This is a genomic window from Dyella acidisoli, from assembly GCF_030160295.1.
GTDB lineage: Bacteria > Pseudomonadota > Gammaproteobacteria > Xanthomonadales > Rhodanobacteraceae > Dyella_B > Dyella_B acidisoli.
The window spans coordinates 60,326-81,846 of sequence record NZ_BSOB01000057.1 but is presented as its reverse complement, the minus strand read 5'-3'; the positions used below and the strand labels follow the sequence as shown (position 1 = coordinate 81,846).

Genomic DNA, 21,521 nt, shown 5'->3' with positions numbered 1-21,521 from the left:
TGACCTACGCCTCCATAGCACGAAATGGAGTATACGTCGCGCAAAGATGTGCGTAAATCCGTGTATTTACACGGAATTCGATCATGTTTTTCTCGTCCATCCCGCTCCGCACAAGGGAGCGGGATGGACATGTATCAATGCTTCGCCGGCGGCGGCCCCTGCACCACCTGCATCAGGCTCTCCGGCTTCAGATACTTCTTGAACGCCGCTTGCACTTGCGCAGGCGTCAACGTGAAGTAGTGCTTGGCTGCCACCATCGGCTGATTCAATGGTTCGCCGTGCCACGCCCAATCGAGCAGTGAACGCGCGATGCTGCTGATGCTTGAGACGCCCACGGGAATGGAGCGGATCTCATACTGGCGCGCGTTGTCGAGCTCGCTCTGCTTGATCGGCGTGGTCTGCATGTCGACCAGGTTCTGGCGGATCAACGCATTGACGGGCGCGACCTTGTCTGGATCGCTACCGTATTGGATGAAGAAGATCGAGCGCGAACGGTCGAAGTGCATGCCGGAACCTGCACCGTACGCGTAACCGTGCTTCACACGAATGTCGGTCATCAAGCGCGAAGCGAAACCATTGCCACCGAGGACGTTGTTGCCCAACTGCAAGGCATAGCGGTCCGGGTTGTGCATGGTGAGCGCGAGCATCTGGCCCGTCAGCACTTGATCCTGCGAGGCATACGGGTTGTCGATCACCACGTAGCCGGTGGGGTTCACGGGTACCGATTTGGAGATCACATCAGGCTTCGGGCCTTCTGCTTTCCATTGGCCAAAGTAGCGTTGCACGGTGGCCTTGGCTTGTTCGGGCGTCACATCGCCAACGACCACGATGGTGGTGAGATCGGGGCGATAGGTCTTCGCGTGATAATCCTTGACGTCCTGCAAGCTTAGCGACCCGATGGAGTCGGGCGTGGGCAGGCGCAGATCCGGATCGCCGGCAGGCAGCAAACCGGCGCGCAGTGCCTTCATCATCTTGTACTGCGGCGATTGCATTTCGCCCGCAAGCGCGCGTGCCAACGTTTCCTGCTGCACATCGAAGCCTTCCTTGGGCAGGGCAGGGTGCAGTTCGTTGTCGGCCAGCAGTTGCACGGCGCGATCAAACTGGTTGCTGAGCGCGGCCACGCCGAAATCGGTGCCACCGTTTTCGGTGGCGGAGATGTCGTCCAGCGCCTTGTGGAATGCATCGCGATCCAGTGTGGCGCTGCCGTAATCGAACAGCGAGCCGAGGAGGCGTGACACGCCGTCCTTGCCGGACGGCTCCTGCAACTTGGGATTGTTGTCGATGTGGCCCATCACCGTGACGGTCTTGCTGATGCTGGCCGGTTGCACGATCAGGCGGATGCCGTTATCCAGCTTCATTTCCACCGGCGCCAGCGTCCAGCGCGGCATCTCAAGCTTGCTGAGTTTTTCAGTGGCCCAATCGGGCAGCGGTCCATCCAGACGATCGTTGCTGTTGAAGGATTCGGAACCGCCAAAGCCGCTGCTATCCGGCGGACGCTTGCCGTTCTCGTCGGGCGTGAGCACCACGGTCACGCGCTCGCTCGACTTCAGATATTGCCGCGCTATACGGTTCACGTCGTCCACGCTGACGTTGCGGATCTGCTCCTCGGCTTCCTCAGGTGAATTCAGGCCCATCCAGGCGATGGACTGCGACCACGCGCTGGCGAGCGTCACTGCGCTGTTCTTGTTGAATTCGGCCTGTGCGATTTCCGAACGTTTCGACGCTTCGACCAGGTCGGCAGGTGCGCCGTTCTTCAGCAAGTCATCGATGACGCTTTCCAGATCCCCTTGCGCTTTCTTGGCGTCGCCACCTTTGGGAAAGCTCACTTCGATCACACCAACGCCGCCATAGCTGAAAGGCTGCAGTTGCGCATTAGTGCTGAGCACCTTGCCTTGCACCGCAAGGGCCGACAATGAACTGCGCGCATTGGTGAGTACATCCAGCAGTACCTGCGCAGCGGCGTTGTCCTTGTCCATCATGCCTGGCATGCGATACATGAATTGCACGGAGCCTGTGCCGCGTGGCGTGGTGGAGGCAATGGTCTCCGGTTTTACGGGCTGCAGCTTCAGGGCCACGCGCTCAGGTGACGTGCGCTTTGGAATCTTGTCAAACAGCTCTCGCACTTTCGCCAGCGTCTGCTGCGGATCTACATCGCCCACGATCACCAGCAGCGCGTTGTTGGGCGTATACCAATCCTGGTAGAACTTCTGTAGGTCCGTGGCCGTGGTCTTGCCGAACGACGAGCGCGTGCCCAGAGGATCGTCTTGATAACCGGTGCCCGCATACAGAATGCGCTCAGCCTTCTGGAAGGCCAGAAATTCCGGTTCGGAAATATCGCGCGATACTTCCTGCTCGATCGCGCCACGCTCGCGTTCCCACTCCTGCTGGGTGAGCAGCGCGCCGTTCATGCGCGTCGATTCGATGCGCAACAGCAGGTCGAGATAATTCGATGGCGCCACAAAGTAATACTGCGTGGCGTCGTTGGTGGTGAAGGCGTTGTTGTCCGCACCCATCTTGCCGGTCATTTCGTTGAGCTGGGCGCCGGTCATGCCCTTGCTGTCGCGGAACATCATATGTTCCAGCGCATGCGCCGTACCGGGGAAACCATCCGGCGTCTGATAGCCGCCAGCTAGATAGGTGATCTGCGTGGTAACCATCGGCGACAGCGTTTCGCGCACGATCACCACACGCATGCCGTTGTCGAGGGTGGCGTGCAGCACGTTGTTATCGTTGGCGACGGCTTTGGACGTCGCGGGCGCGTCGGCGCGGGCCGGGATGCTGGCGCTCACCAGACCCACACCCAGCAATATGCTCCATGCCAATGTCTTGAACGGGCTCGACGTCATGTACGGGATCCTTGTTGAGGACAACGGTAGATCATGGAATGTTGCCACATTGCCGCATATTTGCCGAAGTGCCAGAAGAGACACGCGCGCACCAGGTAAAGACAGGGTATCGTGCGCACATCGCAAGTTTTTCCCCGAAAAAAGGAGCGAGGCTATGTTGGTGGTGACGACCGAGAATGTTCCCGGCCATCAGGTGGTCCAGGTGAAGGGGCAGGTGTTCGGTGTGGTAGTGCGCAGCCGCGGCATCGGCGGCAACGTCATGGCGGGTCTGCGCTCGCTGGTCGGCGGCGAGATTCATGAATACACGGCCATGTTGGAGGAAGCCCGCCGCCACGCGCTGGACCGCCTGGTCGCCAACGCCAAGCTGATGGGCGCGAACGCGGTGGTGATGATGCGCTTCGATTCGGCCGAAATCGGCCAGACCATGAGCGAGATCGTGGCCTACGGCACTGCCGTAGTGCTTGATCCTCCGACCTGAGCAATGCGCGTGTTACCTGTCGTGCTGTACGTGCTTGGCGGCGTGATGCTGGTCGGTGCGGGCATCGCCGTCCTAACCGGTGTGATGGTGGCTTTGCTGCCGCAGCTGATCTTCGGCGGCTTGCTGCTGGTAGTGGGGCTGGCGATCGAACGCTGGCGCTACAAGCCGTTGCTGCGTGGTGGACCGGATCCCAGCTGGAAAGATACGGGCGAGCGATTCGTCGATCCGAATACGGGCCAGCTCACCGCCGTTTACTTCGATGCGCAGCGTGGGGAGCGGCATTACCTGGTAGTCGATGAACACGGGCAGCCGCGTTGATGATGAAGCAGTTTCTTCTTGCCGCGATCCGCTCCCTCCCCTACGTGCAGTAGGGGAACATACGCTCTCTTCTCCTCCGGCAGGCCGGAGGAGGTGGGGTGAAGCCAACCTCGCGGCAAGCTCATGCAATCCCACCGCAGCCCTCCCCTGCCAAGCAGGGGAGGGAGCCGTTCGCTGCATTTGTTACTCTTCGTGTTTTCCTATTCCCAAACAGCCATGACAAAAGACGCAGGCCGCGGCCACGCCCTGCTGGTTGGCGCAGGCATTCTTTGCAGCCGCCTGTTCGGCCTGGTGCGCCAGCGAGTGTTCTCGCATTACTTCGGCCTGTCGGACGCCGCGGATATCTTCAGCGCGGCGTTGCGTGTGCCGAACTTTTTGCAGAACCTGTTTGGGGAGGGTGTGCTGTCGGCCTCCTTCATTCCCGTCTACGCTCGCCTGCTTGCTCAGCATAAGCAGGAAGAGGCGGATCGCCTGGCCGGTGCGATCTTCGCCGTTCTTGCTTTGATCATCTCGATTATTGTGGCGTTGGGTGTGCTGGCTACGCCCTATCTGCTATGGGCGATTGCGCCGGGCTACACCGGTGAGAAGCGTGAACTCACCATTCTGATCGTGCGTATTCTTTTCCCTGGCACCGGCATTCTCGTGTGGTCTGCATGGTGTCTTGGCATTCTCAACAGCCACCATAAGTTCTTCCTGTCATACGCGGCGCCGGTGATCTGGAATCTCTCCATGATCATGACGATGCTGGTCTTCCATCATCTGGATGCGAATCGGCTGATCGTGTACCTGGCGTGGGGCACGGTGCTTGGCTGTCTGCTGCAATTTCTGGTGCAGCTTGGACCGGTACTGAAACTCGTGCCGAATTTGCGCTTGCGTTTCGATACGCAAAGCCCGCATGTGAAGCAGGTCGGCGGTAGTTTCTTGGGTGTGGCGGTAGGGCGTGGGGTGGTGCAGATCAGCGCTTTCGTCGACCAGGCCATTTCCACGCTGCTGGGCAGTGGCGCGGTGGCTGGCATGACGACCGCCGCGTCGATCAATTTGTTGCCTGTAAGCCTATTTGGCATGGCGGTTTCTGCATCGGAACTGCCTACGCTCTCGCGTATGGCTGGCGATCATGTGGATGAAGAAGTCGCTGCAAAGCTCTCCGCACGCTTGAACAACGGACTGGAGCGCATTGCGTTCTTCATCGTGCCTTCGGCGATGGCATTCTTTGCGCTGGGCAATGTGATCGTCGCGGCGTTGTATCAATCCGGCGCGTTCACCAGTAAGGATTCGCAGTACGTATGGGCGATCCTCGCTGGCTCCGGCGTGGGGCTGCTGGCTTCCACGTTCGGCCGCCTATATTCGTCCACTTACTACGCCATGCGCGACACGCGCACGCCACTGCGCTTTGCCTTGGTGCGGCTCACGTTTACCGCTGTATTTGGTCTGGCTAGCGCCTTGCTCATTCCCAAAGCGTTGGGCATTCCCATGCAATGGGGTGCAGTGGGTTTGACCGCATCCGCGGGTGTGGCGGGATGGATCGAATTTCATCTGCTACGCCGTAAGATGAATCAGAAACTCGGGCCAACCGGCGTGACGGTATCGATGATGGCCAAGCTATGGGCGGCGGCAAGCCTCGCAGCTTTGGCTGCGTGCGTAGTCGAGCATTACTTGCCTGATCACGGTCCCATCGTCGCCGCGCTGTTCGTGCTGTCGACCTATGGTGTTGCCTACTTCGCGGTGACTTTTGCGTTGCGTATAAAAGTATGCGTGGAAGTCGTCGGGAAAGTGATGCGCAAGGCTGGTGTCGGCTGACTGAGCGTAGGCTGGGACGCAATCCCAGCAATCGGGGACGTAGAAGCTGCTTGCATGGTTCAGCGCGGACCGATCACCATCGGCTCCGGTTCCAACTGCACTCCGAAGCGTGCATGCACACCTTCGATCACGTGCTGTGCAAACGCCCACAATTCCTGCCCGCTGGCTTTGCCGTGATTCACCAAGACAAGCGCGTGCCGGTTGGAAATACCGGCATCGCCTTTGCGCATGCCTTTGAAACCGGCGGTTTCGATTAGCCATGCAGCGGAGAGTTTCCAGCGTGTATCTTTGCCGGGCCATGCGACCAGTTCGGGGAATGCGCGCTTTAGCGTTTCGCCCTGAGCTGCATCGACGATGGGGTTTTTGAAAAAACTGCCGGCGTTACCGATCACGGCAGGATCTGGCAGCTTGCGCGTGCGCAGATGTACGACTGCTTCGGCTACGTGGAATGGTGCCGGGTTGCTTACGCCAATGCGTTCCAGTTCTTCGCGGATGCCGGCGTAATCCATGCGCAGTGCGTGCTGGCGGGGCAGGGCGAAGCGCACGGCCGTGACTATGAAGCGATCCGGTTCGTGTTTGAACAGCGAATCGCGGTAAGCGAAGGCGCAGGCGGTGCGATCCAGCGTGACTACGCGTCGCTCAATACGGTCCCACGCTTCCACGCTTTCGATAAATTCGGCTACTTCGGTGCCGTAAGCGCCAATATTCTGGATCGGCGCGGCGCCGACTGTACCGGGAATAAGAATGAGGTTTTCCAGGCCGGCGAAGCCTTGGCCTAGCGTCCAGCGCACGAAATCATCCCAGCGTTCGCCGGCAGCTACGGCGATACGAGCAATCTCGCCATCCTGCTCCACATGCACGCCGCGCGTTTCCATCGCCAGCACGGTACCGTCGATATCGCCGGTGAGCAGAATGTTGCTGCCTTCACCCAGCACCAGCAGTTGGCCAGTGCGGAGGGCGGGAAAATCCAGCAGTTCCGGCAGCTTTGATGCATCGCGCACTTCAGCTAGCAACTTGGCGCGTGCGTTGACGCGCAAAGTGTTGCGAGTCAGTAGCGGTGCGTTCTCGATTAGCGTGTAGCCGCCCATATCGACGCGCTCAACGGCCATCGCGGTTTTCCTGTTGACGACGGATTTCGTTGACGCATTCGGCGACCAGTTCGGGGCCGCGATAGATCAGGCCGGAATAGATCTGCACCAGTTTGGCACCGGCGTTGAGCTTTTCCATTGCATCGTCGCCTTCAAGGATACCGCCCACGCCAACGATCGCGACACGATCACCCAGGCGTTGATGCATACCCCTGATCACTTCCGTAGCGCGCGTACGCAGCGGCCGGCCGGAAAGCCCGCCGGCCTCGTTGCCGAGCGGATCGCCGGCAATGGATGAGTGATCGATGGTGGTATTGGTGCAGATCACGCCGTCCACGTTGGCAGCAAGCAGCACCTCGGCAATGCTATCCAGCTCGGCTTCGCTCAAATCGGGTGCGATTTTCAGCAGCATTGGCTTGCGCTTGCCTTGCTGTGAGCCGAGCCGTTCCTGTGCCTCACGCAAGGTTTCGATGAAACGGCGAAGCGTGGCTTCTTCCTGCAGATCGCGGAGGCCCTTGGTGTTGGGCGAGGAAATATTGACGGTGATGTAGCTGGCATGCGCATAGACGCGCTCCAGGCAGAACAGGTAATCATCCACCGCCTTTTCGTTGGGCGTGTCCTTGTTCTTGCCGATGTTGATGCCAAGCACACCACGATAGCTGGATGCCTGCACGTTGCGCACCAGCGCATCGACGCCCTGGTTGTTGAAGCCCATGCGATTGATGATGGCTTCGTGCTGCGGCAAGCGGAACAGACGCGGGCGGTCGTTGCCGAGCTGCGGGCGCGGCGTCACCGTGCCTACTTCGATAAAGCCAAAGCCCAATGCGCCTAATGCATCGAGATGGTCTGCGTTCTTGTCCAACCCGGCGGCCAAGCCGACCGGATTGGGAAAATGCAGGCCGAACGCTTCGACGGGCAAATCCTCGGGCGGATTGGCGACGAAGCGCATCAGTTCGCTGCGCCAGGCAACGTCCAGGCCATAGAGCGTAAGACCGTGTGCCTTTTCGGCATCCATCTTGAACAGCAACGGGCGCAACCACTGATACATCAAAGAACCTCGCCAACGTAAACGCGGGTGTCGTAGTCGAAGCTTACTCGACCTTCTACTGCACAGGCATCGAAAAGCTTGTGCAACGCTTCGATCATCGGCTCATGTTTGGGGTGGCCGATTTGCGGTGCATAAGAAGAAGACATCAGCCGCCCACGCAGCGCATCGAAATCCAGCAACTGGCGATGGTCAAAGCTGGCAGTGCCGCGCCAACCCTTGCCGAACCAGTCGCGCATGCGCGGTTCGTCGCCATAACGCTCAGAGACGCTGGTGTAATCGGTGCCGTAGGTTTGCAGCAGGGCCTCGTAGCCTTCAAGGAACGGTGTACCGGTGAGTCGGCGCGAGTTCCAGTAGATGGCGGCCAATCCACCGGGACGAAGGATGCGGTGGAATTCGCGGTGCGCGTTTTCCGGATCGAACCAATGGAATGCCTGGGCTACGGAGATGAGGTCGATGCTGCCATCGTCCAGCGTAGTGGCATCGGCTTTGCCATCCACCGCTTGGAATTTGGAATTGTTTCCCAGCCATTCCACCGCGGCGGCACGCATCGCTGCATTGGGTTCCACCGCAATCACGTGGTGGCCAGCATCGAGAAACATCTTGCTGGAAATACCCGTGCCTGCGCCGACGTCGGCAACGCGCCAGTCGGGTGTGACGCCATGCGCTGTGCGCAGCCAGTCGATCATGACTGTGGGATAGGTTGGGCGATAGCGAACATAATCCGCAACGCGGTCGCTGAAACGTTCGGTGCTGCGCAAATCGTTCATGGCTGTTATTTGCTCAGTTGTTGGCCGCCACCGACGCACAGGATTTCTCCCGTAATCCAGCCGGCCCATGGTGAGGCGAGGAACAGAGCGGCGTGAGCTACATCTTCCGGTGTGCCGTAGCGGCCAAACGGAATTTGCGACAACACGGCGGCGTAGCGTGCTGGGTCTTCATGTTTGCAGCGATCCCACAGGCCACCTTCGAATTCGATGGAGCCCGGCGCGATGGCATTGACGCGAATGCGCTTCGGAGCGAGTGCCAGAGCTTGGGACGTGGTGTAGTGGCAAAGTGCCGCTTTCATCGCGCCGTAAGGTGGCGTATTCGGGCGTGGATACAGTGCGGCGATGGAGCTGACGTGCAGGATGCTGGCGTGTGCGGACGTGGATAGATACGGCAACGCGGCGTGCGAGGTGCGCACGGGTGCCATCATGTCGATGTTGAAGCCTGCTAGCCAGTCGTCTTCTTTGTCTTCGAAGCCGTAGCCGCTGGCGTTGTTGATCAATACGTCGATACCGCCGAGTGTTTTCGCGGCGTCTTCGATGTAGGCATTGATGGCTGCTGCATCGGCCAGGTCGCAGGATTGCTTGTGCACGGAAGCGCCGTAGCTGGCGATCGCTTCGGCTGTTTCGTCCAGCGCAGTTTGTCCGCGTGCGCAAATGGACACGGCAGCACCGGATGCTGCGAAGGCCAGCGCCATGCTGCGGCCGATGCCCTTGCTGCCGCCAGTGATGACGATGCGGTAGCCGTGGAAGTTGAAGGGGGAGGGCGTTGCTGGCGAGGTCATGAATGCCTCTTTAGGGGTTGATAGCGGAAATCCACGCTCTTGAGGCTATGTCTATCTTTGCCTCACCGTCATTCCGGCGAAGGCCGGAATCCAGTTCAAAGATGCGTCCGAAGGACACATTGTTGATTTTGAGCGCTTCGCACGACGTATTGAAACTGGATTCCGGCCTTCGCCGGAATGACGGTGAGGTAGTTGCCGCCAGTCACGCGAGGTTGGCCCTTCACTCCAGCCCTCCCCCCGGAGGGGGAGGGCGTGACAACGCGAGACGCGTTTTACAGGTCGAACTTGATCCCCTGTGCCAACGGCAGCGCATCCGAATAATTGATCGTGTTGGTCTGCCGACGCATATACACCTTCCACGCATCCGAGCCGGATTCGCGGCCACCGCCGGTTTCCTTCTCGCCACCGAACGCGCCACCGATTTCCGCACCGGAAGTACCGATGTTCACGTTGGCAATGCCGCAATCCGAACCGGCCGCCGACAGATACTGCTCGGCCGCCTTCAGATTCTGCGTGAAGATGGACGAGGACAAACCCTGCGGCACGCTGTTCTGCAGTTCGATGGCTTCGTCGACCGTCTTGAAGGGCATCACGTAGAGAATCGGCGCGAAGGTTTCCGTCTGTACCACTTCATCGCTGTTCTTCAGGCCTGTAACGATGGCCGGCAACACGAAGTTGCCCTTGCGATCAGCCAAAGCCTCACCGCCGGTGCGCACCGCACCACCGCTGGCCTTGGCCTTTTCGATTGCGGAGAGGTAAGCCGTTACCGCTTCCTTGCTGTTGAGCGGGCCCATCAGCGTGGTCGCCAGCGTGGGATCGCCGATCTTGCCCTCCACCTGCTTGTACGCGGCGATTAGCTTGTCGGTGACGTCGCCGATGATCGATTCATGCACGAACAGGCGACGCGTAGTGGTGCAGCGCTGGCCCGCAGTGCCGACGGCGCCGAACACAATGGCGGGAATCGCCAGCTTCAGGTCCGCGCTTTCGTCCACGATGATCGCGTTGTTGCCACCCAGTTCCAGCAGCGAGCGGCCCATGCGCTTGGCGACGCGCTCGCCGACCATGCGACCCACCTTGGTGGAACCGGTGAAGCTGATCAGCGGAATGCGATGATCGTCGACGAACGCCTGCGAGAGTTCCGTGCCGGCGTCGTTGAACAGGAAGAACAGATCCGGGAAGCCGCCAGCCTTCAACGCTTCGTTGCAGATCTTCATCGTTGCGATCGCCGACAGTGGCGTTTTCGGTGACGGCTTCCAGATGCAGATGTCGCCGCAGATCGTCGCAAGCATCGCATTCCATGCCCACACAGCCACGGGGAAGTTGAATGCGCTGATGATGCCGACCAGGCCGAGCGGCTGGTACTGCTCGTACATGCGATGGCCGGGGCGTTCCGAATGCATGGTGTAGCCGTACAGCATGCGGCTCTGGCCCACTGCGAAGTCGGCGATGTCGATCATCTCTTGCACTTCGCCGTCGCCTTCGGGCTTGATCTTGCCCATTTCCAACGCGACCAAAGAACCCAGCGCATCCTTGTGCTTGCGCAGTGCTTCGCCACACAAACGCACGGCTTCACCGCGGCGGGGGGCTGGAGTGGTGCGCCAAACTTTGAACGCTTCCTGTGCGCGCTTGACGATGATGTCGTAGTCGGCAGCGCTGGTGGCGTACACCGTGCCGATCACCTCGTTGGTGGCCGGGTTCAAGGGCTGCAGCGTGCCGGCGCTGGTGGTCTTGGACCACTCGCCATTGCCGAGATACGTACCCGACTGCTCGCCGGTAAGGCCAAGCGCCTTGAGGATTTCGTGGGACATGCGTGGCTCCGTGAAACGTGGCGTCTGCGCGCCTTGGATGAGGGGAAACGCCTATTCTAACAGGCACGTCCTGACAGGCGTGTTCAGAGGGTCGGGGCTATCCAGGGCACGTGCCGGAACTTCGTCTTAACGCTAGCTACCGTGCACACGAAGCTTGGTGCGTCATCGTAAAAGCTGCGCTGGCTGGCCCGACTTGCTTGCCAAGGTGGCGCATCGCCTATACTTCGCGCTTGCGCATCCACCGTTTCGCGATGCGCAAGGCCCTTTTCGCCCCCGTAGCTCAGTTGGATAGAGCGTCCCCCTCCTAAGGGGAAGGTCGTACGTTCGAATCGTATCGGGGGCACCAATTTTTCCTGCTGCGTATAGATAGCAATAGCCAAGGAAGTGATGGCGCATTGCACCAATACGTGCGCGTCCGTCAGCTGATCGAAAGGCTGATGCTTCGAAGTTATGCGCCGGCTGAATCGTTTTGATTGAGGATGGAAGGTGCGTCAACGCCTCTTGCAGGCGCTCGTTTATGGCGATTGCGGGAGGTGAGGGGGCACGCGATGGCGCAGGACGCTGCTGGAGACACCATCGGCATGACCGAAGAACAGATGACCCCACTCGACGCATATATGTCGCCTTGCTTCCGTTGAAAGAACGGCAAGGCGGTTAATTCCAAAGAACGTCCGCTAACTGATTCAAGGGAATTTGCCATGAATGCAAAGTCGAAGTTCGTCATGATCGGTTTCGTCATCGGTGCAGCGATGGCGTCCGGTACCGTGCTCGCGCAAACCGATGTGCCCAACCATCCGCGTGTCAACGAGGTGAATAATCGCCTGGAAAACCAGCAGGATCGCATCAACAATGGTTTGAAGAACGGCACCATGACGCAGAAGCAGGCTGCGCGCGATGAAGCGCACGATGCCAACATTGCTCGTCGCGAGTCGGTGGATGAGGCCAAGCACAATGGTCATCTGACCAAGCAGGAACAGCGCAACCTCAATCGATCCGAGAACCACAACAGCAAGCGCATTTACAACCAGAAGCACTGATCTGCGATGCAGTTCCAGAACCTCCCGTGCTCGCGGGAGGTTTTTTTATGGTCGCTCGCCGTTTGGTAGCTGATGGTGCAGTGTCTGGCGAATGTTCTGGGCATATACAGCGCCGTCAATTATCCGGAGGGCCCTGGACTTGGCCCAAATGGACAGATGGCAAAGGCAACAACTGGAGGGGGCGGCCAAGAAAAAAGGCGGCGATCTGCCGATCGCCGCCTTTCTTCATTTATGTAACGCCTGATGTCAGCGAGCGTCTGACACCGAAGTCACGCCTTCCTGCACCTGCACGCGATTGCCCGGATCGTGGTCCATGCGCGTGGTGCGGGTCACACCGTTGTACACGTACTGCACGTCGTAACCAATGACGCGGTCGGACGTGTCGTTCACCGTCTTGCACTCGTGCTCGGTGGAGGATGTCACCTGGCTCTGGTGGTGGGCGTTCTCGATGCGGTTACCCGCGTAACCACCCGCCGCTGCGCCAGCCACCGTCGCCAGGGTGTTGCCCTTGCCATGGCCGACCATGTGTCCCAGCAGGCCACCCGCAACCGCGCCAATCGCCGTGCCCGCAATGTTGTGCTGGTCCGACGGCGGCGTGGTGTGATTGACCACCACGTCCTGGCAGACCTGATGGGGGTTGTTCACCGAAGAGTGCACCGGCGTCACGCTGACCACCTGCGCATACTCCGGACCCGCGGGCTGCTGCTGTTGCTGCTGCTGTTGCGCTTCCAGCGCCGGATCGGCATTGGCCGAATGGCCGCAACCCGTCAGTCCGGCGACAGCTGCCACCGTAATCGCCGCGCAAAGCGTCTTGACTACCAACTTGCTCATACTTGAATCCCCCAATCGGTCACTAAATCTAACATTACGTTCACCCCTGTATTCCATGGCTGTCATTGAATGGCGACACGGCTGAACGCCACCCACATGATGCATTAGCCATTGCTAAATGGCGCGAAACAAGAGCGAACCGTTTCGCAAAGAGAGCAGCACGTCACGCGCCCATCACCACTGCATCATGCAGTGTGACGCAAGTCAGCGGTTGGAACCATGTCGCATAAGAGAGAAGAAAACCTTCAGTGCGTATTAAGCGCGTCGAGCAGAGCATCTGGGCCGACACCAACGGAGGTGCGTCATGAGCAAGTGCGTAGCAGTCAGTCGAATGTTGATGGGTTTGGCCGTTGCAGCGGTAGTGGCCACGCCGCTGGCCGCATCGGCACACGATCACGATGGTTGGGGACGCGGCGATTGGGATCGCGGCGGCTGGCACCATGACCGTGGCTGGCATGACCATGACGATTGGCATCACCGCGGTGGTTATTGGAGCGGTGGGCGCTGGATCGCAGGCGCGGTAGTCGCTGGTGCCGTGGCTGGTCTGGTCGAGAATGCAGTAGCACCGCCGCCGGCTTACTACGCGCCGGCGCCGACAGTGGTCTATCGTCAGCCGACGGTCGTATATGAAAGCGCGCCGCCGGTCGTTACGACGCGCACCGTGGTTTACACCACGCGCTACTATGGTGGCGAAGACTAATCAAGCGCGATAACGCGTTGCATGAAAAGCCCGGCGCAAGCCGGGCTTTTTTGTTCGCGCGTTAATGGCGTGTTTCTTTATGCATCTCTCATGTCGCCGCAAAGAGCATTAGGCAAGTCTGTTAGACGTTCAGCATGATTCGAACGTACTGCTGCATCGAGCTTGTTCGCCAACGCACGCACTGATGTTGCGTGTATGGAAGAAGCCGTGCTCGGTAACACTTGTTGCCGACGACAAGAACTTCACGCGGCGCTCGCCCCTTGTTTGTCATTCCTGTCCTGGGCTATCGTCATACTAAATGACAACACGGCCGCTGCTGGCAAAAATCATCAGATAGCAGCACTGTTGCGTGCGAATGAGATCGGCGCAACAAGCACGCAGTACAGGGAAGACTCCAGCGTGCGCCGATTTATTGAATGCAGGCGAAAGTTCCTTACCGCTTTTATGCGGCCATGTCCGGAAGGGGAGATGGCCACTCACACGAAAAACTGGGTAGGCGGGAAAGAGCGTGCGGGTTGTAATAGCGGATGGCCATGAAGTGGTGCGGATCGGCCTGCGCACCGTATTGCAGCACAGCGGCGAAGGGTATGAACTGGTCGGCGAAGCCTCCAGCGGCAGCGAACTTCTCAAGCTGCTTGCACATACGCCGTGCGATGTAGTCATCATCGACTTCCAGATGCCGGAAGACACCGCCGCGCTAGACGGTGTGATGTTGTTGCGCGAATTGCGTCGTCGTTTTTCGAAGCTGCGCATCGTGGTTCTGACCACACTGCGCAACCTCGCGATCTTTCGCGCCATGTACCGGGAGGGCGTGGAAGCGGTGGTGGAGAAGGCCTCCATGGTCGACGAGCTTTTCGTCGCCTTGCGCACCGTTCGCGCCGGCCGTACTTATATCGGCCAGCAGCTTCGCGAGCAGATGCTGGACAGCAGCACCCATGCAAACGAGTCATCGTCGGCAGGCGGCAAGCGGGGGCAATCATTGTCCGTGCGCGAAGCGGAAGTGGTACGCCTGCTTGCGCAAGGCCTGAGCGTTTCGGAAGTTGCGCGCATCACCCATCGCAGCGTGAAGACCATCAGCTGGCAGAAGCACAGCGCCATGGCCAAGCTCGGTCTCGGCAACGATCAGCAGTTGTTCGACTACGCGCGCACCAGCGGGCTGCTCTAGGTCGAAATCCGGTACGTATACGCTTTTTTGACCTACTTCAAGAAAATTCTCAATGACGGTGCGTGAAGTGTGGGTTTACGTCGCAGCCATGGCCATCAGCACACTCATCAGTTGATGTACTGCCAGGCGTGTTTCGCCATTGCGCGTGACCACATAGTGGGCTTTCTTTCCGGTGAATTCGGGGCCGGCTACGCGAACGAGCCGCCCTGAATCCAGCGCAGTCTTGGCCAGTGGCCAACGCGCGATCGCGACACCGAGGCCCGCTTCGGCCGTGGCCAGCACGAGATCGTAGTCGTCAAAGCGTCGCTCACCACCGCGCGGCCGATAGGCGACACCCGCTTGCTCGCACCATGAGCGCCAATGCTGGGTATCCGAATCGTGCAGTAGCGCTTCGCCCAGGATGGCGGCGAGAGGCTGGTCACGCAGCGTTTTGGCAAGTTTTGGCGCTGCTACAGCGAATAAACGCTCCTTCATCAACAACTGCGCCTCGGTGCCGGGCCAGCGGCCGCCGCCGAAACGGATGGCGAGATCGGCGTCGCTGCCGTCCAAGTTGGCGATGCGATGCTCGGGCAGCACCTGGAGCATGAGCCCGGGGCACGCACGTTGCAGTTCGGCGAGGCGCGGCATCAGCCACAGGCGTGCAAAAGAAGGCAACACACTTAGGCGCAGTCGGGATGGTGTTGCGCGCGCGGCGCGCAGATCGACCGCCACGTCAGCGATCTTGGCGAGTGCCGATTCGACCTGCCGCGAAAAATGCTCGCCGGCTGGTGTCAGGCGCACGCCGCGACCATGGCGCACAAATACGGGCGTGCCTAGCCACGACTCCACCGCATACACGCGGCGGCTCACCGAGCCGTGCGTGATGCCGAGATCGACAGCAGCTGCCGAAAACGAACCCAGACGCGCAGCCGCGAGCATCGCGGCCAGCGCTTCCAGTGGCGGGAGAGATATCGAGCTGTGCATAGGACGCACATTTCGCTGTGCATCGACGCTCTATGTCAAGCCTCACGCGGCGACTAGAGTCGCGCCGATCAGATTGAGGATACATATCAGTGAACACATTCCATGAGCATCGTCCCAGCGTTACGCATTCCGCGCGGACAAAAACGCGACGCGATTTCCTCCGTTCCACGTTGGCGATAGCCGCCGGCGCGATGCTTGCGCCCAGAGCCGGCATGCTGGCAGCGCAAGCGCCAACACCAGCACTTGCGCCGTCGCTGAGGGCGCAAAAACTCGCCTGGGCTGGTGTTCGGCTGCAGCTTCCCAGCGGCTCGCTTTTCCTCGATCCGCTGGTCAGCAAGGACGTCTGGGGCGACGCCCTCAAAGATCCGATGATTCCGGTAGGTGGCGCATCCGGTGATCGCTTCGTGCTGGTCACGCATCGGCATCCAGACCATTGCGATCCGGAGGCGATACGCCAGGCGCTGGGCGACAGCGGCACGTTGGTCTATGCATCGCAAACCGGCATTCCCAATGTGGCGGGCGTGAAGATGCGTGCGGCAGCGATGTATGAGCCGATGCTGCTTGGCGACTTCACTGCCACCGCTGTACCGGCCGTCGATGGCTATGGTGACCCGCAAGTGTCGTGGATCGTCACGGCAGGCGGGCGCCGGATCATTCATTGCGGCGATACGCTATGGCATGGCGCGTGGTGGCATATCGGCCGTCAGTACGGTCCGTTCGATGCTGCTTTCCTGCCGATCAATGGAGCGAAGTTCAGCTGGCGCAAACCAGTGACCGACGTGCCTGCCGTGATGACCGCGGAGCAGGCCATAGCGGCATCTGTTGTAGTGGGCGCGCGCCTCGTCGTGCCCATCCACTACGGTGTGGTTGGCGCGGAAGGTTACGCGGAGGACATCCATGCCGTGGACGAGTTGCGCAGTTTCGCTCGCCAACGGCACGTCGATATAGAAATACTCAAGCCTGGGGATTGGATTGCGTGGCGCAGTTGAAACAGAACGCTGTCATGTACAGGCGGAGCGGTTACGAGGCTGCAAGCGGTAGCTGATCGAGAGGGTTGCCTGAGCAGTCAAGGTGACGCTGTTTCCTGTGCCATCATGTGCCCATGCAAGGCGTTCCCCAGCTATTCGACCATCCCGCGGACATCGCCGAATTCCGCTGCGCGTCGCATCGTGCTGGCGTCGAGCTGTACCGCGCGCATATTGTGCGTCACGCCTTCGAACCGCACGTGCATGATGGCTTTGGGCTGGGGGCCATCGAATCTGGCGTAGAGCGCTTTCGCTACCGCGGTGCGGACCACCTTGCTCCCCCGGATTCGCTGGTGCTGATGAATCCGGACGAGCTGCACACTGGTCGTGCGGAAACCGAGGGTGGCTGGCGTTATCGCATGGTCTACATCGAGCAGGCCGCGGTAGATGAAATCACCGGCGAGCCCGGTTGGTGGTTCGGCGATGCGGTGCAGGCGGATACGGTGAGTGCGCGGCGCATCACCGTGCTCCTCGATGCCTTGTGGCACGCACGCGAGCCACTGGCGTTCGACAGTATGTTGTTACAGTTGCTCAGCGAATTTCGCCGTCATGCACGTGTGCGTCGTACGGCACGCCCCGAGGCTGCGTCGCGTTTCGCGCCGGTGATCGACTACCTGCGAGCGCACCTGGCCGAACGCGTCACGCTGGATGAACTCGCGGCAGTGGCCGGACTCAGTCCGTTCCACTTTCTGCGCCAGTTCCAAGCACGCCATCACGCTACCCCGCAGCAAATGCTGATGGCCTTCCGCCTGTCCGCTGCCAAACGCTTGCTTGCTGCCGGTGAAGCGCCGGCCCAAGTGGCCGCTGCCACGGGGTTGACCGATCAAGCGCATCTCACCCGTGCCTTCGCACGCCGCTACGGTGTCACTCCCGCACGCTACCAACGCCGCTTGGAGCGATAGCAATCTCGTACAAGACCTCCAGTACGGATTGCGCCGATACTCCAACCATGTGGATAGGAACGCTTTACGCACTTGTCGCCGGCCTGATGTGGGGCCTGGTTTTCGTCGGCCCTCTGCTGGTGCCGGAATACCCGGCTGCGCTGCAATCGGTCGGGCGCTACCTCGCTTTTGGCCTGATTGCGCTACCGCTGGCCTGGCTGGATCGCAACGCGCTACGCCGGCTCAGCCGTGCCGACTGGCTGGAGGCGTTGAAGCTCGCCGCCGTCGGTAACTTGCTCTATTACGTGTGTCTGGCCAGTGCAATTCAGCGTGCTGGCGCACCCTTGCCGACCATGATCATCGGCACGTTGCCAGTGGTCATTGCGATCGCCGCCAACTTGCGCAATGCACGCCGCGATGGCCGCTTGCCATGGGCTCGCCTGGCACCATCATTGCTGATGATCGTCGCCGGCATCGCCTGCGTGAACCATGCCGAATGGGTTGCATTGCGCGCGCAGGCGCATGCGGATCTCGCACGTTATGCCATCGGCGCCTTGCTCGCGTTTTGTGCCATGGCGTGCTGGACCTGGTACCCACTGCGCAATGCTGACTGGTTGCGTCATCATCCCGGACGCAACCCTCGTACGTGGGCCACTGCACAGGGCGTTGCCACTTTGCCGCTGGCACTGATCGGGTATGCGTTGCTGTGGTTGTTCATGGGCGTCAGCGGCAGTCATTTCGCCATGCCGTTCGGACCACGTCCCTGGATTTTCATCGCGTTGATGGCGGCGATCGGCTTGCTCGCCTCCTGGCTGGGTACAACGTGCTGGAACGAAGCCAGCCAGCGTCTACCCACCGCGATTGCCGGGCAACTGATCGTGTTCGAAACGCTGGCGGCGTTGAGCTATGCCTTTGTGTTGCGCGGAAAGTTGCCGAATGGGCAGACCATGCTTGGCGTGGCGTTGCTGGTAGCGGGCGTGATCTGGGCGGCGAAGGTGAAGCCGGTGCCGTTGGAGTATGTGCAAGCGGAGCATTTGTAGAAGGTGTTGGGCAACAGGGGCACCGAAGAACTTCATACGCGCAAAACGCCATGCAATGTCGAATAGCCCAGATGCAATCCGTACTTGGATTTAGACATCTAAATTTGTAAGCACCGCGTCAGGGCGTATTTACACGGCATTGTCATGCAGGTGTTTGCAAGGAACGCGCTGTCACAAAATCTTCAAATGGATTCTCATTGCAGAGAACCACAAGGGCATGGCGTTCAGTTTCCCTGTTCGCGCATGCCCTTTATCGTCCTTTTCATAAGTGACTTGTGACGACGTGTATTGCGCGTACCAGCATCTTTTCCAAGATGCGGGCTATCACAGCGGATTTCATAAATTTCCCGTTTGCAGATGCGTGCAAACCCTTTAACCGGATGCGAACAACGCTGACGTTAGCCTGGACTTCCGCGACGAAAATCGAGGAGTGTTTCTTATGAACCCGATGATTCTTGACCTGACGCCCGCGAACGCCGATCAAGACCCCGAGATCCGCCGCGTCTCCGCAGAGCCTGTAGAAGGATATGTGCTGGAGCCATGGTCGGGCCTTTACGTGGAAACCGAACCGGCGTACAGGAGTCGCCTTGCTACTGCGAACGTTGAGGCTTAACTAGATTTACCTCTCCACATTCGCACTCGGCGGCCATCGAACCAAGTGCGCTTATGCAAAGACCCGTCCATAGCGACGGGTCTTTGCGTGTGAGGCCTGCCTTCACAACCCACGTCACACTTGGGTCTTCACAAAATCACTGACGGGTTCAGTCGCGCTAGAATTTCCAATGACCAAGGTGCAAGAGAGGGCTTCACCTGGGTTTCACAACAAACCACGGATCGTCGTAGCGTTTATATCCACGCGTCAGGTCTGCCGTGTAAGGCTCGTTGAATATTTACTTCCACGCGTCACAACCACTGGGGAGTGGGGAAGATGGCGGAAAGCCGTTTAGGGGTGAGAAGGGATTGGTGGAAGCACTTGGTGGTCGTCGCAGCGTATGGTGCGGCGATATGGCTGTTTCAGCATCTTTTCATACCGCACTTTCTTTTGGCCTGTGGCCTGCGTGTGGGGATCTTGATGCTGATGCCGTACCGATATTGGCCAGCCATGGCGGTTGCGGAAGTGCTGACTCAAGCGCCGATCGCCATCGAGTGCGCCACATCGTTCGGTGTCATCTGGTCGGCATTGGAGCTGATTCCGGGCATCTTGTTGAGTGGGCCGATCGTCTACGTCTTTCGTCAGCGGAAATATCTGTTCAATCACTTGGGCGAGTTGAACGTGGGCATGTTGCTGGCCTGCACGCTCATAGTCTCTATTGCGTTGACGGTTCTAAATCAAATCCAATTTGCCACCGTGGTGTATTCGCCGGGCGTGCAGCCCATGCACTACGACCATCTCACCGCGCAGTGGGTGCTTGGCTATCTTTTGGGCATTTTGACGGTCGCGCCCTCCGTTTTGGCCATCAGGGAGGCCGTGCGGCAATACGGTTGGCGAACGCTGGTCGTGAGAGTGTCTGAAAGTCGCTCCACTTTGGAGAGCGCTTGTTTCACGGGGCCGATTTTGGCGGTTCTAGTTTGGGTGGGCTTGGCGCAGCCCCATCTGCGCAATCTCGCGCAGGTGCTCATGTTCATGCCGGTAGTCTGGTTGGCGCTCCGTCACGGTTGGCAAGGTGCTGCATTAGGTGGGACGGTAGCAAGCCTCGCGTTGGTTTGGCTGATGCCCGAGAAATACGACCACGCGACTATCCAGGCTGAGGTCATTCTCGCCTTTGCCATCTCGACCATGCTTTTGGTGGGAGCGCGCGTGGAGGCGCTCGATCGCAAGGCCGAACGGGAACGCCAGGAGGTGCGCACTGCACTGGCGATCGCACAGCGCAACGTGCATCTTGGTGAACTGCAGCTACGCATGGCGGCCCAGGCGTTGGAGCAGGCGCGGGAAACAGTGCGCGGTGGCTTTACCATGATGCTAGGACGGCTGCGCCATTTACAGCCGGCGATCGACGATGGTGGGTATCAGCGCGTAGCGTTGGCCGCACAGGATCAACTGTTTGGTATCTCCGACAGTTTGCATCCCGTTGTCTGGCGTGAACGCGGACTGGCCGCTGCATTGCGTGAAGGCACGGTGGCACGCTTGTTGGATCATGCAGGCGTTCGTTACTGGTGCGAATTCAAGGGGCCGGTCAGCTCTCTTTCCTCGACGGTGCATCTGGCCATCTATCGAACGATGTGTGAAGCGGTGGCAGAGGGATGCCGCAAGCGGGATGTCAGCGATGTCTGCGTCCGCGTTCGTTGCGGTGACGCAGATGGTCGACGCTGGGTCGTCGTCAGCATCGTATGCCGGAGCAACCTTGTTCGATTGCCTCATGTGCGATGGGACGACTTATTACCTCGCCTCGTGCGAACGACTACGGGCATGGGCATCAAGGCCATTCGAGACAGAGCGGCAGCTTTTGAAGGCTATGCACGCATACGCGAGATTCCGGGTGGGCGACAGATCAGCTGGTTGATGTGGGATCTTTAGAAAAAAAGCCCGGATAAAACCGGGCTTTCATATTCAGGAAGCAGCCTATCGTCAAGGGCTATGCGAGCCGCAGGCTGCTGGGTCGGTGCAGATCGAATCCATCGATACGATCAGTGTCGTTGTCCCATCGGTCATGGGTGTGGCTGTCACTGTGCTGCTGCCGTCGTTGTAGACGACCGAGGATGCGCCCGCTGGCGCCGCCACATTGCTGGTCGTTGCTGCCTCTTGAGGCGTGGCTACAGACTCTTCATGACCGATGGGAAGCACGATGAATTGGCCGCCTGCGTCGGCCACCGCGCCGATTGTGTTGCCCACGCTGTCGTTGATTTGGATATAGGTAATCCCGTGCGACAAGAAGCGATAGGCGTGATAGTGCGGGTTTAGACTGACATCCCTTGCATTAGGCCAAGACTGACCAAGACCTTGCGTCGG

General features: G+C 59.6%; 20 protein-coding genes and 1 tRNA gene. 12 read left to right on the top strand and 9 right to left on the bottom strand.

Annotated elements, in window-relative coordinates; translation table 11 throughout:
* Positions 1–134: 134 nt before the first annotated feature.
* Positions 135–2,846, bottom strand: a complete 2,712-nt coding sequence (locus QQJ86_RS20595; RefSeq protein ID WP_284322855.1) for a M16 family metallopeptidase — start codon at positions 2,844–2,846, stop codon at positions 135–137.
* 154 nt (positions 2,847–3,000) lie between these two features.
* On the opposite strand from QQJ86_RS20595, the gene QQJ86_RS20590 reads away from it, so the two are divergent.
* From QQJ86_RS20590 to murJ, 3 genes are all read left to right on the top strand, one after another.
* Positions 3,001–3,324: a YbjQ family protein gene (locus tag QQJ86_RS20590; protein WP_284322854.1), complete on the top strand. Its 324-nt coding sequence runs from the start codon at positions 3,001–3,003 to the stop codon at positions 3,322–3,324.
* Positions 3,325–3,327: 3 nt separating this feature from the next.
* Entirely contained in the window at positions 3,328–3,642 is a 315-nt protein-coding gene (locus QQJ86_RS20585) for a hypothetical protein (protein ID WP_284322853.1), read from the top strand.
* Between the two features lie 216 nt (positions 3,643–3,858).
* Positions 3,859–5,439 (top strand): murein biosynthesis integral membrane protein MurJ, encoded by a 1,581-nt coding sequence (gene murJ / locus QQJ86_RS20580; protein WP_284322852.1) that lies wholly within the window; start codon positions 3,859–3,861, stop codon positions 5,437–5,439.
* Positions 5,440–5,498: 59 nt separating this feature from the next.
* Here murJ and murB read toward each other — a convergent pair whose 3' ends face one another.
* From murB to amaB, 5 genes are all read right to left on the bottom strand, one after another.
* Positions 5,499–6,527 carry a UDP-N-acetylmuramate dehydrogenase gene (gene murB / locus QQJ86_RS20575; protein ID WP_284322876.1) on the bottom strand — a complete coding sequence of 343 codons (1,029 nt, stop codon included), beginning with the start codon at positions 6,525–6,527 and terminating at the stop codon, positions 5,499–5,501.
* A 10-nt stretch (positions 6,528–6,537) separates the two neighbouring features.
* Positions 6,538–7,575: a quinone-dependent dihydroorotate dehydrogenase gene (locus QQJ86_RS20570; protein ID WP_284322851.1), complete on the bottom strand. Its 1,038-nt coding sequence runs from the start codon at positions 7,573–7,575 to the stop codon at positions 6,538–6,540.
* Entirely contained in the window at positions 7,575–8,342 is a 768-nt protein-coding gene (locus QQJ86_RS20565; protein WP_284322850.1) for a class I SAM-dependent methyltransferase, read from the bottom strand. The genes QQJ86_RS20570 and QQJ86_RS20565 overlap by 1 nt, the downstream gene beginning before the upstream one ends.
* A 5-nt stretch (positions 8,343–8,347) precedes the next feature.
* Positions 8,348–9,124: an SDR family NAD(P)-dependent oxidoreductase gene (locus QQJ86_RS20560; RefSeq protein ID WP_284322849.1), complete on the bottom strand. Its 777-nt coding sequence runs from the start codon at positions 9,122–9,124 to the stop codon at positions 8,348–8,350.
* A gap of 272 nt (positions 9,125–9,396) precedes the next feature.
* Complete coding sequence (gene amaB / locus QQJ86_RS20555; RefSeq protein WP_284322848.1) at positions 9,397–10,932, bottom strand: L-piperidine-6-carboxylate dehydrogenase; 1,536 nt, start codon at positions 10,930–10,932, stop codon at positions 9,397–9,399.
* A gap of 269 nt (positions 10,933–11,201) precedes the next feature.
* On the opposite strand from amaB, the gene QQJ86_RS20550 reads away from it, so the two are divergent.
* Positions 11,202–11,278: transfer RNA gene (locus QQJ86_RS20550), tRNA-Arg, on the top strand.
* A 352-nt stretch (positions 11,279–11,630) separates the two neighbouring features.
* The gene (locus QQJ86_RS20545) at positions 11,631–11,969 is read left to right on the top strand and encodes a hypothetical protein (protein ID WP_284322847.1); all 339 of its coding nucleotides are present in this window, start codon (positions 11,631–11,633) and stop codon (positions 11,967–11,969) included.
* A gap of 246 nt (positions 11,970–12,215) precedes the next feature.
* Here the strand turns inward: QQJ86_RS20545 and QQJ86_RS20540 are convergent, their stop codons facing one another.
* A complete protein-coding gene (locus tag QQJ86_RS20540; protein WP_284322846.1) occupies positions 12,216–12,800 on the bottom strand; it encodes a glycine zipper 2TM domain-containing protein in 585 nt (194 codons plus the stop codon).
* Between the two features lie 118 nt (positions 12,801–12,918).
* Between QQJ86_RS20540 and QQJ86_RS22870 the strand changes: the two genes are divergently transcribed.
* From QQJ86_RS22870 to QQJ86_RS20530, 3 genes are all read left to right on the top strand, one after another.
* Positions 12,919–13,059 (top strand): zinc-finger domain-containing protein, encoded by a 141-nt coding sequence (locus tag QQJ86_RS22870; protein ID WP_423372907.1) that lies wholly within the window; start codon positions 12,919–12,921, stop codon positions 13,057–13,059.
* A 45-nt stretch (positions 13,060–13,104) separates the two neighbouring features.
* Positions 13,105–13,500, top strand: coding sequence for a hypothetical protein (locus tag QQJ86_RS20535; protein WP_284322845.1), 396 nt, complete (start codon positions 13,105–13,107; stop codon positions 13,498–13,500).
* 508 nt (positions 13,501–14,008) lie between these two features.
* The gene (locus QQJ86_RS20530) at positions 14,009–14,665 is read left to right on the top strand and encodes a response regulator (RefSeq protein ID WP_284322844.1); all 657 of its coding nucleotides are present in this window, start codon (positions 14,009–14,011) and stop codon (positions 14,663–14,665) included.
* Positions 14,666–14,740: 75 nt separating this feature from the next.
* Here the strand turns inward: QQJ86_RS20530 and QQJ86_RS20525 are convergent, their stop codons facing one another.
* Complete coding sequence (locus tag QQJ86_RS20525; RefSeq protein WP_284322843.1) at positions 14,741–15,628, bottom strand: LysR substrate-binding domain-containing protein; 888 nt, start codon at positions 15,626–15,628, stop codon at positions 14,741–14,743.
* Positions 15,629–15,717: 89 nt separating this feature from the next.
* Here QQJ86_RS20525 and QQJ86_RS20520 point away from each other — a divergent pair, with 89 nt between their 5' ends.
* The 4 genes from QQJ86_RS20520 to QQJ86_RS20505 all read left to right on the top strand — a co-directional run bounded on the left by QQJ86_RS20520 (position 15,718) and on the right by QQJ86_RS20505 (position 21,089).
* Positions 15,718–16,617 carry an MBL fold metallo-hydrolase gene (locus QQJ86_RS20520; RefSeq protein ID WP_284322842.1) on the top strand — a complete coding sequence of 300 codons (900 nt, stop codon included), beginning with the start codon at positions 15,718–15,720 and terminating at the stop codon, positions 16,615–16,617.
* A 113-nt stretch (positions 16,618–16,730) separates the two neighbouring features.
* Positions 16,731–17,555, top strand: a complete 825-nt coding sequence (locus tag QQJ86_RS20515; RefSeq protein ID WP_284322841.1) for an AraC family transcriptional regulator — start codon at positions 16,731–16,733, stop codon at positions 17,553–17,555.
* 47 nt (positions 17,556–17,602) lie between these two features.
* Positions 17,603–18,574, top strand: a complete 972-nt coding sequence (locus QQJ86_RS20510; RefSeq protein ID WP_284322840.1) for a DMT family transporter — start codon at positions 17,603–17,605, stop codon at positions 18,572–18,574.
* A 928-nt stretch (positions 18,575–19,502) separates the two neighbouring features.
* Positions 19,503–21,089 carry an MASE1 domain-containing protein gene (locus tag QQJ86_RS20505; protein WP_284322839.1) on the top strand — a complete coding sequence of 529 codons (1,587 nt, stop codon included), beginning with the start codon at positions 19,503–19,505 and terminating at the stop codon, positions 21,087–21,089.
* Positions 21,090–21,140: 51 nt separating this feature from the next.
* On the opposite strand, the gene QQJ86_RS20500 is transcribed toward QQJ86_RS20505, so the two are convergent.
* The coding region (locus QQJ86_RS20500; protein WP_284322838.1) for a hypothetical protein at positions 21,141–21,521 on the bottom strand (381 nt) is incomplete at its 5' end.